The organism is Nonomuraea sp. NPDC049649 (assembly GCF_040675175.1).
Lineage (GTDB): Bacteria > Actinomycetota > Actinomycetes > Streptosporangiales > Streptosporangiaceae > Nonomuraea.
The window spans coordinates 35,560-47,240 of sequence record NZ_JBFAOH010000003.1 but is presented as its reverse complement, the minus strand read 5'-3'; the positions used below and the strand labels follow the sequence as shown (position 1 = coordinate 47,240).

Annotated in this window: 14 protein-coding genes; 3 read left to right on the top strand and 11 right to left on the bottom strand. The window is 70.7% G+C overall.

Annotation, left to right across the window (positions count from 1 at the left end; translation table 11 throughout):
• The first annotated feature begins 34 nt into the window (after window positions 1-34).
• Both AB0J42_RS05580 and AB0J42_RS05575 read left to right on the top strand, forming a co-directional pair.
• The gene (locus AB0J42_RS05580; protein WP_364289235.1) at window positions 35-700 is read left to right on the top strand and encodes a TrkA family potassium uptake protein; all 666 of its coding nucleotides are present in this window, start codon (window positions 35-37) and stop codon (window positions 698-700) included.
• Window positions 700-1,356, top strand: a complete 657-nt coding sequence (locus AB0J42_RS05575; RefSeq protein WP_364289233.1) for a TrkA family potassium uptake protein — start codon at window positions 700-702, stop codon at window positions 1,354-1,356. Before AB0J42_RS05580 ends, AB0J42_RS05575 begins: the two co-directional genes overlap by 1 nt.
• Before the next feature lie 62 nt (window positions 1,357-1,418).
• Here the strand turns inward: AB0J42_RS05575 and AB0J42_RS05570 are convergent, their stop codons facing one another.
• The 7 genes from AB0J42_RS05570 to valS form a co-directional block, all read right to left on the bottom strand.
• Window positions 1,419-2,090, bottom strand: coding sequence for a DUF3159 domain-containing protein (locus tag AB0J42_RS05570; protein WP_364289231.1), 672 nt, complete (start codon window positions 2,088-2,090; stop codon window positions 1,419-1,421).
• 4 nt (window positions 2,091-2,094) lie between these two features.
• On the bottom strand, window positions 2,095-2,481 hold the full coding sequence (locus AB0J42_RS05565; protein WP_364289230.1) for an OB-fold nucleic acid binding domain-containing protein: 387 nt from the start codon (window positions 2,479-2,481) through the stop codon (window positions 2,095-2,097).
• 29 nt (window positions 2,482-2,510) lie between these two features.
• Entirely contained in the window at window positions 2,511-3,152 is a 642-nt protein-coding gene (locus AB0J42_RS05560) for a DUF3710 domain-containing protein (RefSeq protein ID WP_364289228.1), read from the bottom strand.
• 20 nt (window positions 3,153-3,172) lie between these two features.
• The gene (dut, locus tag AB0J42_RS05555) at window positions 3,173-3,613 is read right to left on the bottom strand and encodes a dUTP diphosphatase (protein ID WP_364289226.1); all 441 of its coding nucleotides are present in this window, start codon (window positions 3,611-3,613) and stop codon (window positions 3,173-3,175) included.
• Window positions 3,610-4,164 (bottom strand): PaaI family thioesterase, encoded by a 555-nt coding sequence (locus AB0J42_RS05550; protein ID WP_364289224.1) that lies wholly within the window; start codon window positions 4,162-4,164, stop codon window positions 3,610-3,612. Before AB0J42_RS05550 ends, dut begins: the two co-directional genes overlap by 4 nt.
• A gap of 11 nt (window positions 4,165-4,175) precedes the next feature.
• Complete coding sequence (locus AB0J42_RS05545) at window positions 4,176-5,372, bottom strand: AI-2E family transporter (protein ID WP_364289222.1); 1,197 nt, start codon at window positions 5,370-5,372, stop codon at window positions 4,176-4,178.
• A 97-nt stretch (window positions 5,373-5,469) separates the two neighbouring features.
• A complete protein-coding gene (gene valS / locus AB0J42_RS05540) occupies window positions 5,470-7,947 on the bottom strand; it encodes a valine--tRNA ligase (RefSeq protein ID WP_364289220.1) in 2,478 nt (825 codons plus the stop codon).
• A 108-nt stretch (window positions 7,948-8,055) separates the two neighbouring features.
• Here valS and AB0J42_RS05535 point away from each other — a divergent pair, with 108 nt between their 5' ends.
• Window positions 8,056-8,343: a DUF4235 domain-containing protein gene (locus tag AB0J42_RS05535; protein ID WP_364289218.1), complete on the top strand. Its 288-nt coding sequence runs from the start codon at window positions 8,056-8,058 to the stop codon at window positions 8,341-8,343.
• Here the strand turns inward: AB0J42_RS05535 and AB0J42_RS05530 are convergent.
• The 4 genes from AB0J42_RS05530 to AB0J42_RS05515 form a co-directional block, all read right to left on the bottom strand.
• Window positions 8,273-9,709: a trehalose-6-phosphate synthase gene (locus tag AB0J42_RS05530; protein ID WP_364289216.1), complete on the bottom strand. Its 1,437-nt coding sequence runs from the start codon at window positions 9,707-9,709 to the stop codon at window positions 8,273-8,275. The genes AB0J42_RS05535 and AB0J42_RS05530 overlap by 71 nt on opposite strands.
• A gap of 22 nt (window positions 9,710-9,731) precedes the next feature.
• On the bottom strand, window positions 9,732-10,247 hold the full coding sequence (locus AB0J42_RS05525; RefSeq protein WP_364289214.1) for a hypothetical protein: 516 nt from the start codon (window positions 10,245-10,247) through the stop codon (window positions 9,732-9,734).
• 196 nt (window positions 10,248-10,443) lie between these two features.
• Entirely contained in the window at window positions 10,444-11,235 is a 792-nt protein-coding gene (locus AB0J42_RS05520) for a hypothetical protein (RefSeq protein ID WP_364289212.1), read from the bottom strand.
• A 15-nt stretch (window positions 11,236-11,250) separates the two neighbouring features.
• On the bottom strand, window positions 11,251-11,550 hold the full coding sequence (locus AB0J42_RS05515) for a DUF4193 domain-containing protein (RefSeq protein ID WP_364289210.1): 300 nt from the start codon (window positions 11,548-11,550) through the stop codon (window positions 11,251-11,253).
• Between the last annotated feature and the right edge of the window lie 131 nt (window positions 11,551-11,681).

Genomic DNA, 11,681 nt, shown 5'->3' with positions numbered 1-11,681 from the left:
CGATCGACCATCCGACCGCGGGATGCGGGAGAGTATGCATATTGTGATCATGGGCTGTGGGCGGGTCGGCTCGACCCTCGCCCACATCCTCGAGGACAACGGCCATTCGATCGCGATCATCGACCGCGATCCCCAGGCGTTCCGCCGCCTGCGCGCCGGCTTCCGCGGCCGCCGGGTGACCGGGGTCGGCTTCGACCGCGACGTGCTCATCGAGGCCGGCATCGAGTCCGCCTCCGCCTACGTCGCCGTCTCCAGCGGCGACAACTCCAACATCATCTCCGCCCGGGTGGCCCGCGAGACGTTCGGCGTCGACAACGTGGTGGCCCGCATCTACGACCCGCGCCGGGCCGAGGTCTACCAGCGGCTCGGCATCCCCACGGTGGCCACCGTGCGCTGGACCGCCGACCAGATCCTGCGCCGCCTGCTGCCGGAGGGCACCGAGCCGCTCTGGCGCGACCCGACCGGCACGGTCGTGCTGGCCGAGGTGACGGTCAACCCGGCGTGGATCGGCACCCGCGTGGTCGATCTGGAGGAGCGGGTGCGGGCCCGGGCGGCGTTCATCAACCGGATGGGCGAGGCCGTGGTGATCACCGGCACCACGGTCGTGCAGGAGGGCGACATCGTCCACATGATCGCCGCCGAGCGCGACATGGACCGGATCAACAGGGTGCTGGCCGCGGTGCCGGAGGAGGAAGACTGATGCGGGTCGCCATCGCCGGAGCGGGGGCGGTCGGCCGCTCCATCGCCGCCGAGCTCCTGGAGAACGGCCACGAGGTGCTGCTCATCGACAGCAACCCGCAGGCCATCAAGATCGACAGCGTGCCGCGGGCGGAGTGGCTGCTCGCCGACGCGTGCGAGATAGCGTCGCTGGACGAGGCGGGCCTGAACAACTGTCACGTGGTCGTCGCCGCCTCCGGCGACGACAAGGTCAACCTCGTGGTGTCGCTGCTGGCCAAGACCGAGTACGGGGTGCCGCGCGTGGTGGCGCGGATCAACCACCCCAACAACGAGTGGCTGTTCAACGAGTCGTGGGGGGTCGACGTGGCCGTCTCGACCCCGCGCCTGCTGAGCGCGCTGGTCGAGGAGGCGGTGAGCGTCGGTGACCTGGTGCGGCTGATGACGTTCCGCCAGGGGCAGGCCAACCTGGTGGAGCTCACGCTGGCCGAGGACGCGCCGGTGGTGGGCCAGCGGGCCGGCGCGGTGCCGTGGCCGACCGACGCGGCGCTGGTGGCGATCCTGCGCGAGGGCCGGGTCCTGGTGCCCACCGCCGACGACCCGCTGGAGGCCGGCGACGAGCTGCTGTTCGTGGCCAACCAGGAGGTCGAGCAGGAGCTGGCCCAGCTCCTGCAGCGCTGACCAGGGCCGGAAACGGCGAGACCCCGCGCCCCTCCGGAGCGCGGGGTCTCGGCACGCCGTTATCAGGCCGGGGCCACCGGCGGTTTGATCGGGGTCCGGCCGCGGCTGAGCACCCAGACCATCGCCGTCAGCGCCGCCACCTGCAGCGGCCAGCCCATGACGATCTTGGCGAAGCCGAGCGCCGCCACCGCCTGGTCGCCGCCGCCGAACAGGTAGACCGGCAGCTGCACGGCCACCCGCACCACGCACGGCAGCATGAGCAGCCAGGTCAGCCGGGTGCAGAGCTTGACGATGCCGGGATCCTTGTGCCACCCGACCGGGTCGTTGGTCACCGAGCCGATGAGGAACCCGACGACCGGCCACCGGGTGACGATCGAGACCAGCATCGCGGCCGCGTAGGCGGCGTTGTAGAGGATGCCGGGCAGGAAATAGTCCTTGGCGTCGCCCGTACGGCTGGCGAAGAACGCGCCGATGGCGATGCCGATCAGGCTGTTGATGACGAACTGCGGCGTCGACCGCTGCACCAGCCTGACGATCAGGAGCAGCACCGACAGCGCGATGCTGATCATGAGCGACAGGCGCAGCTCCTCGGTGATGATCCACGTCAGGGTGAAGGCGACGGTCGGGACGGCGGCCTCGATGATGCCCCGGGCACCGCCGAACGCCTTGGCGAGCTGGGCTCGCACCGCCGCCTCGACGGTCTCGTGGGCGGTCTCTCCGGCCTCAGCACTCACCTGATCAGCTCCCTGGGCGCAGTTCGTATCGCGGGTTGAACATCACCTTGCGCCCGTCTTGGATGCTCACCAGGCCCTCGGCCTTGACCGGGCGGCCCGGCTCGATGCCCGCGATCTTGCGGCGGCCTAGCCAGACCAGGTCGATCACGTCGGAGCCGTCGTAGAGCTCGGCTTCGAGCGCGGGCGCCCCGCCTCGCGGGCGCAGGGTGACAGTGCGTAGCGTACCGGCGACGCAGAAGCGCCTGCGGCCGCCACACGCGGCGATCGGTGTGGCGCCCGCCTCGTCGGCGTCCTGGCGCAGCTCCTCGGCCTCGATCTCCGACTGGCTGGAGGTCAGCCGGGAGAGGAGGCCGCGGAGTCCCCCGCGCCGGGGTGACTCTGCCGTACTCATGATGAATCAGCCTATGTGAAAAGGCGTCCTCAGCGAATCTCGCTGATCTCCGGCCCCCGCTTGAACGGATTGAGATCCGGCTGGTGGTCGGGGTCGGCGGACTGCTCGCTCGGGCGGCGCAGCGGGATCGGCTCCTCGCGGGCCATCGGCTCGTCGCCGCGGACCACCACGATGTCCTTGACGAAGTCGATGAACGCGGCGGCCAGCTCCTCGTCGGCCGCGGCCTTGCCGTTGATCACGGCCAGCAGGAACCAGCGTGGCCCGTCGATGCCCAGGTAGCGGGCGGGCCGCTCGGTGCCCTCGACCGTCACCTTCCCCGCCAGCTCGACGCCGAACGGCCCCTCGCGCTCCTCCAGGGTCTTGGCGGCGTTCAGGACCTTCGCCCTGATCTCCTCCCACAGCCCGGACGACTTGGGCGCGGCCAGCGCCTGGAGCTGCAGCGAGCTCTCCTGCCACAGCGCGACGACGCCGACGTGCTGGTCGCCCACCGAGGCGAGGCGCACGTCGAAGGCCGGGTTGTGGGGCAGCCGCAGGCCGCCCAGGTCGATCCGGTCGTGGTCGGGGTGGGGCTCGTCGGCGTCCCACGGGCCGTGCTCGCGGGCCGGCGTCTGCGGGGTCTCCTCGGCGACCCGCTCCGCCTGCTCACGACGGCGACGACGTCGGAACAGCACTGTGTCTCACTCTCCCTGTGTCAACGTCCTGTGGAACCGTGGCCGCCGGCGCCCCGCGCCGAACCCGGCAGTGTGCCGGTCTCGCGGAAGACCGCCCTGGCGACCCGCTGGAAGACGAGCTGGGCCATCCGGTCGCCCCGGCGCAGCCGGAAGGGCTCCTTGGTGTCGGTGTTGATCAGGGTGACCCTGATCTCGCCGCGGTAGCCCGCGTCGATCGTGCCGGGGGCGTTCACCAGCGTGACGCCGTGGCGGGCGGCCAGCCCGGAGCGGGGATGCACGAAGGCGGCGTAGCCGTCGGGCAGCGCGATCGCCACGCCGGTCCCGATCACGGCACGCTCGCCCGGCAGCAGCTCGGCGTCCTCGGCGGCGTAGAGGTCGGCGCCGGCGTCGCCCGGGTGGGCGTACGACGGCATGGGCAGGCCGGGGTCGAGCCGCTGGATGAGAATCTCCGGCTCGCTCACGGGTTCACCTCGTAGTCCTGATGTTCGGCCCGGATGGCTTCCAAATCGCCGTGCTCGGCGAAGTGTGTCATGTCCACCTCGATGAACAGCGCCGCCGCGCGGACGGCGGCCGGGCCGTCGGGGGCGCCCACGCGCCCCTCAGCCTCAAGGTATGCCTTCCTGCCCTGAATCCCGGTACACCGGGCACGCAAGTGGAGTGTCGTGCCCACGGGAACCGGGAGAAGGTAGTCGGTCTCCAGCCGTGCCGTGACATAGGGCTTGCGCAGCAGCCAGATGGACATGCCGATGACCTCGTCCATGGCGGCGGCGAGCACGCCGCCGTGCGCCAGCCCGGGCGCGCCCTGGTGCGACTCCCCCACGGTGAAGGCGGCCTCGACGTCGGCGCCGTCAGGGGTGACGGCGGAGATGTGCAGGCCGGTGGGGTGGTCGGCGCCGCAGCCGAAGCAGCGGCTGAAGTGGGAGCCGAGCCGGCTGCCGGGCGGCGGCGCGTCGGGGTGCGGCTTCGGCGGCTGCGCCTCGGGCGGCGGAGTGGTCAGGGTGGAGCGTGTCACGGATGACGAGATTACTCGCTGTCAGCACCGGCCCGTCCCACAGCACCGGTTTTCCCGGCCTCCGGCGGCCCCTCGGACCGTTCCTCCGCGGCGGGGGGCGGCTCGTCGCCGCCGGGTTCGGGCGGCACGGCCGCCACCGAGGGAGGTGGCAGCGCGGGCTGGTCGGACATCAGCTCGGGCAGCGCCCGGTAGATGACCGCGGCCACCGGCACGGCCACCACGGCCCCGGCGATGCCCGCCAGGATGCCGCCCACGGAGAGCACGAGGATGATGGCCAGCGGGTGGAAGTTCAGCGCCCGCCCCACGATGAGCGGCTGCAGCACGTGGTTCTCCAGCTGCTGCTCCACGACGAGGATGCCGACGAAGATCAGCGCGTACACGATGCCCTTGGCGCCGAGCGTGACCAGCGTGGCGACGGTGCCGGCGAAGAAGATGCCGACGATCGGGATGAAGCTGGCCAGGAAGATCAGCACGGCCAGCGGCGCCCAGAGCGGGACCCCCATCCCGGCCAGCACGACACCCATGATCACGCCGTGCACGGCGGCGACGAGCACGCTGCCCTGCACGTAGTGGGAGAGTGTGGTCCACGCGGCGCGGCCGGCCCGGTCGACCCGCGGCGCCATCCGCCCGAAGCCCTTGAGGAACCAGGACCAGATGCGGTCGCCGTCCTTGAGCAGGAAGAACGTGACGAACAGCAGCAGCACGATGGAGGCGAGCACCTCCACGGCCACGGCCCCGGCGCTCAGCACCGTGCCGGTGATGGCCGTGCGCTGGGCCTCGATGAGGGTGACCACCTCCTTGAAGAAGTCGGTGATCTGCGTCTCGCGCAGTTGGAGCGGGCCGGTCGTCAGCCAGTCCTGGACGTCGCCCACCGTGGCCTGGACCTGCTTGGCGAGGTTGGGGAACTCCTCGGTGGCGCGCGCGCCGACGAGCCAGCCGGTGCCGGCCAGCACCGCCAGGGCGGCGATCATGGTGAGCCAGGTGGCGTAGATGGGCCGCACGCCCGCCTCGCGCAGGCTGCGGGTCATCGGGTAGAGCAGCGCGGTCAGCAGCAGCGCTATCGCCACGGGCAGCATCACGAAGCTGAGCCGGGCGATGATCTGCACGAAGTAGTAGACGACCACGCCGGTGAGGATCAGGCACAGGCTCCACGCGGCAATCCGGGCCAGCACGGGCGGTACGAGTTTGGTGGGGCGGTCGTTCAGCACATCCCCAAGACTGGCACGTCCGGGCCCCCGGCGCGCGGCCGGAAACCAGGTGCCGCGGGGGCCGGGCGCCCGCGTGCGCGGGCGCCCGGCCCCGGAGTCAGCTCAGCCGCACCTCGATCGCGGTCTCGGCGCCCTGCTCCAGCACGAACTGCTCGACGTGCCCGGCGCCGCACAGGTCGTCCTGGGCGAGCCTGATGAGGTCCGCCCGGGGCGAGGTGACGGTCAGCAGGGAGACCTCGGTCCGCATCGACAGCTTGGCCTCGGACTTGGCCTTGCGCACCCGGCTCAGCACCTCGGAGGCGGCCTCCAGCACCGCCGGGTCGCCCGCGCGGGCGCCGGGCTCGGGCCAGGGCGCCCGGTGCACCGAGCCCTCGCGCCACCAGGACCACACCTCTTCGGTGACGAACGGCAGGAACGGCGCGAACAGCCGCAGCAGCACGTCGAGCGCCTGCCGCAGCGCCTCGTGGGCCGAGGCCGCCGCGGCGTCGCTCTCGTACGCCCTGGCCTTGACGAGCTCCAGGTAGTCGTCGCAGAACGTCCAGAAGAACCGCTCGGTGACCTCCAGCGCCCGGGTGTGGTCGTAGCCCTGGAACGCCTCGGTGGCCTCGCGCACGGCGTCGGACAGCGCCGTGAGCATCGACAGGTCGACCGGTTCGGTGACCTCGCCGCCGCCCTCGCCGAGCCCGAGCACGAACTTCGACGCGTTCAGGATCTTGATGGCCAGCCGCCGTCCGATCTTGAGCTGGCCCGCGTCGAAGGCGGTGTCGACGCCGTAACGCCCGTTGGCGGCCCAGTAGCGGACCGCGTCGGAGCCGTGCTTGTCCAGCAGGTCCATCGGGGTGACCACGTTGCCCTTGGACTTGGACATCTTCTTGCGGTCGGGGTCGAGGATCCAGCCGGAGATCGCCGCGTCGCTCCACGGCAGGGCGTCGAACTCCAGGTGGGACCGGACCACGGTGGCGAACAGCCAGGTGCGGATGATCTCGTGGGACTGCGGCCGCAGGTCGGCCGGGAAGACCCGCCGGAACAGGTCGTCGTCGGTCTCCCAGCGCCCGGCGATCTGCGGGGTGAGCGACGAGGTCGCCCAGGTGTCCATGACGTCCGGGTCGGCGGTGAACCCGCCGGGGACGCCCCGCTGGTCCTCGGTGTAGCCGGGCGGGGTGTCGGACGACGGGTCGACCGGCAGCGCCTCCTCCGGCGGGGTGATCGGCTGGTCGTAGCGCGGCTGCCCGTCCTGGTCGAGCGGGTACCACACCGGGAACGGCACGCCGAAGAACCGCTGGCGGGAGATCAGCCAGTCGCCGGCCAGGCCGCCGACCCAGTTGTCGTAGCGGGCCCGCATGTGCGGCGGGTGCCAGGCCAGCTCGCGGCCGCGCGCCAGCAGCCGCTCGCGCAGCTCCTCGTCGCGCCCGCCGTTGCGGATGTACCACTGGCGGGTGGTGACGATCTCAAGCGGCTTGTCGCCCTTCTCGTAGAACTTCACCGGCCGCCGCACCGGCCGCGGGTCGCCCTCCAGGTCGCCGGACTCGCGCAGCATCTCCACGATGCGCTCGCGGGCGCTGTGGACGGTCTTGCCGGCGATCTCCTTGTACGGGTCGGTCTCGATGCCCTCCGGCGGCTCGGACAGCAGCCGGCCGTCCCAGCCGATGACCGGGCGGGTCGTCAGGTCGAGCTCGCGCCACCAGGTCACGTCGGTGACGTCGCCGAACGTACAGATCATCGCGATGCCGGTGCCCTTGTCGGGCTCGGCGAGGCGATGGGCGAGCACCGGCACCTCGGCGCCGAACAGCGGGGTGAGCACGGACGTGCCGAACAGCGGCTGATAGCGCTCGTCGTCGGGGTGGGCGACCAGCGCCACGCAGGCCGGGATCAGCTCCGGCCGGGTCGTCTCGATCCAGACCGGCCCCTTCTCGCCGTAGAACGAGATCTTGTGGAAGGCGCCGGGCCACTCCCGGTCCTCCAGCTCGGCCTGGGCGACGGCGGTGCGGAAGGTGACGTCCCACAGCGTCGGCGCCTCGGCCAGGTAGGCCTCGCCGCGGCGCAGGTTGCGCAGGAACGCCCGCTGCGACACCCGGCGCGACTCGTCGCTGATCGTGGTGTAGAGCAGCGACCAGTCGACCGACAGGCCGACCCGCCGCCACATCTCCTCGAACGCCTGCTCGTCGATCTTCGTCAGCTCGTGGCAGAGCTCCACGAAGTTGCGCCGGGAAATCGCGACCTCACGTTTGCCGGGCTTCTCCGGTGGCACGAAATCGGGGTCGTAGGGCAGCGACGGGTCGCAGCGCACGCCGTAGACGTTCTGGACACGGCGCTCGGTGGGCAGGCCGTTGTCGTCCCAGCCGATCGGGTAGAACACCGACTTGCCGTTCATCCGCTGGTAGCGGGCCATGATGTCGGTGTGGGTGTAGGAGAAGACGTGACCCACGTGCAGGGAGCCGGAGACCGTCGGCGGCGGCGTGTCGATCGAGTAGATCTGCTCGCGCGGCTTCGACCGGTCGAACCGGTAGGTGCCCTGCTCCTCCCAGCGCGCTACCCATACCTGCTCCAGGCCATCGAGAGACGGTTTCCCGGGCATGGACGCATGGCGTAGTCGCTGTTGAGTCATGCCTCCTTATGGTACGGCTTGCCGGGGCCGCGCATCGGGACAGACTAGGGTTCGTTACAAAGGGGAAGGAGAGATCGCATGGCGGATGACAAGCCCGACATCGCCTGGCGAATCGTCGGGGGTCTGGTGGGGCTGGTGACGGCCTGGGCCGCCAGGAAGCTGCTCGGGTTCGCCTGGGTCAAGGCGACCGGCAAGGAGCCGCCCGTCGACCCAGACTCGCCCGAGGTCAGCATGGGTGAGGCGATCGGTTACGCCGTCGTCATGGGCGTCGGCATGTCCGTCGCGCAGATCGTCGTCAACCGGACCGCCAAGAAGCGTTATGACTCATGGCGGGCTCTGAAGCGGCCGGTGACTCCAGGGCATTGAGGAACTCGCTGGCCCAGCGGTCCACGTCGTAGGTGGCGACCCGGCGGCGCATCGTGCGCATCCGCCGGGCCAGTTCTTGCGGCGTGGCCCGGATGGCGGCCAGCATCTTGCGCTTGACGTCCTCCACGTCGTAGGGGTTGACCAGGTACGCCTGGCGCAGCTCGTCGGCCGCCCCGGCGAACTCGCTGAGCACCAGCGCCCCGTTCAGGTTGTGGTGGCACGACACGTACTCCTTGGCGACCAGGTTCATCCCGTCGCGCAGCGGCGTGACGACCATGACGTCGGCGGCCAGATAGAGGGCGGCGAGCTCGTCCTTCGGATACGACTGGTGGAAGTACTGGATGGGCTGGCTGCCGAACTCCGAGGTCTCGCCGTTGATCCGGCCCACCTGCAGCTCGATGTCGTCGCGCAGCCGCCGATACTCCTCCACCCGCTCCCGGCTGGGCGTGGCGATCTGCACGAACACCGCCTCGCCGGGGCAGAGATGCTCCTCCTTGAGCAGTTCGCCGAAGGCCTCCAGCCGCTGCCCGATGCCCTTCGTGTAGTCGAGCCGGTCCACACCGAGCAGCACGTGCTCGGGGTCGCCCAGCTCCATCCTGATCTCCTTGGCGCGGGAGATGACCTCCGGCCGGCGCACCAGGTCGTCCAGCTCGGCGAAGTCGACGCTGATGGGGAAGGCCTGGGTACGGACGACGCGGTCCTCCAGGAAGATCTCGCTGCCCTTGTACGGGACGCCGAGCAGTCTGCGGCACAGCCGGCGGAAGTTCGCCGCCCCGCCGGGCAGCTGGAATCCCACCAGGTCGGCGCCGAGCAGCCCCTCGACGAGCTCGCGCCGCCACGGCAGCTGCCAGAACAGCTCGACGGGCGGGAAGGGGATGTGCAGGAAGAACCCGATGCGCAGGTCGGGCCGGAGCTCGCGCAGCATGGCGGGCACGAGCTGGAGCTGGTAGTCCTGCACCCAGACGACGGCGCCCTTCTCGGCGTGCTCGGCGGCGGCGCGCGCGAAGCGCTCGTTGACCGCCCGGTAGGCCTCCCACATGGGCCGCTCGAAGACCGGCGGCGCCACCACGTCGTGGTAGAGCGGCCAGAGCGTGGCGTTGGAGAAACCCTCGTAGTAGAGCTCGATCTCCTCGGCCGACAGCGGGATGGGGATCAGGTTCATCCCATCCTGCTCGAACGGCGCGAGCTCCTCGTCCGGCGCTCCCGGCCATCCCAGCCAGGCGCCGTGCCGGCGTTGCATCACCGGAGCGATCGCGGTTACGAGCCCGCCGGGGCTCCTGCGCCACGAGGCCGTTCCGTCTTGCTCGACGACCCGGTCGACAGGCAACCGGTTCGCGACGATCAGAAACGTACTACGGCCAACCACCCAATTCCTCCTAGGGTCACTGTCATATGAGGCGCGACGCGCGCCTCACAGCAGCCGCCGTCGAGTCCGTCCCCGCATGGGGAATGATCGCGGCGATACGGGCATCGGGCCTGATGAGCCAGGCCTCGTCGGGCCCGGCGCCGAGCCTCTCAGCGAGCCTGCCGGACCCATCTATCTCCGCGAGCTCGCGGACGACGAGCGGCGCCGTACAAACCTTGCCCAAGACCTGCGCAAACAAACCCGAATCGCACATTCCGCCCAGGAGTACCAGGAAGCCGTCACGGCAGAGCTCCCGCAACCGTCCCCCCGGTACCGGCACATCCGGCAAGATCACCCCCGGGCAGAGGTCGCAGAGCTGTCCCCTGGGTGGCCGGCCCGTGAACGGCCGGTCCGGGGCAGGCGTGCTGAGCGGCGAGCCCTCGACGGCGCCGACGTTCGGGTCGCCCTCCGCCGTCAGCGCGTACACGCCCTCGGCCAGTTCCTCGAACGAGCGGGTCTTGTGGGCGAGATCCGCCGACGAGGCGAAGGGCATCGTCATCGTCGCTCCCCTGGCGTCAGGTCTGACAGGGGACGTACCCGGCGGAGCGGACGCGGGCTACGGGGGCGGAAGGGGGATTCGATCCGCGCTTCCCTGACCGCGGTTCGGGGGCTACGGCGTCAGTTTCGGGCGCTCGTCTGAGGGCGAGAGGGGCGACTTGGTCCTCGCTCCCCCTGACTTCCGTTCGGCAGACGGGCTACGGCGTCAGCTTCGGGCGGTCGTCCGGGGGTGGGGATTGGATCCGCAGGTCGTCACGGATGGCCGCGCCGAGCTTCTTGGTGGCCAGGCGGTTGAGCGTGCCGCCCGCCACGGCGCCGGTGAGGAACGGGCCGAACGTCGTCAGGTGGCGGCCGAGGACGCGCATCAGGCGGTTGCGCAGCGCCGTCTTGGTGGCGGCGCCGAGCGCCAGCGTCACCGAGGCGGGGGCGAGGGGGTCGATCCCGCGCTGTCTGGCCCAGGCCGCGGTGAACGCCACCGCGCGCTGGGATCCGGTGCCCTCGACGCGTACCCCGTACACCTCGTGGAGCTCGGCGAGGAGCTTGACCTCGATGGCGGCCACCACGATGGTCTCGGCGACGAGCTGGGCGGGGGCGGAGAGAAGAAGAGGGGGTGCGGCGAACTCCGCCGCGGCTACGGCGCCGCCGATGGCGCCGACGGTCATCGTGCCCTTCATGGCGGTGCGCACCAGGTCGTCGGCGAGCTCCTCGCCGGTCAGTCCGTGGTGGTGCGCCGAGAGGGTGGCTAAGTCCCTGATCGGGATGCGCGGCGCGATGTTGAGGAAGACGTCGGCCAGCCAGCGTCCGCGACCGGCGCCGGTCTTGCGTGCCCTCGCCGCGCCGGCGGAGAGCGCGCGTGTGAGTCGACCGAGCAGCTTCCGCCGCTCGGCCGCTTCGAGCTCCCCGGACCCGGTGAGTTTGCCTACGAGTACGCCGACCTCCTTGTCGGGGTCGGCGATCTCGTCTTCTGGGTGTTGATCAGGTGAAGCCACAGGACTGCCTCCTTATCAGGCGGCGCACTCCCGGCAGATCTGCTGGCCGTTCTTCTCGGAGGCCAGCTGGCTGCGGTGGTGCACCAGGAAGCAGCGGGTGCAGGTGAACTCGTCGGCCTGGCGCGGGATCACGCGCAGGCTGAGTTCCTCGTTCGACAGGTCCGCACCGGGCAGCTCGAGCGACTCGGCGAGGTCGGTCTCGTCGATGTCGATGCTGCCGGACGTCTTGTCGGTGCGCCGCGCCTGGAGTTCCTGGAGGCTGTCTTCGCCCAGGTCGTCGTCGGTCTTGCGCGGGCTGTCGTAGTCGGTAGCCATTGGCTTGCTCCATCCCCCTCATCAATATGTCGTCGCGCTCGTCGCGCGTGTTCTAACGTCCGGGAAGTTCATCTTGTGCCCGTTCCGCCGGGAGATTTTCTCTGGGTACCCCGAGGAAACGGACGCTGAAC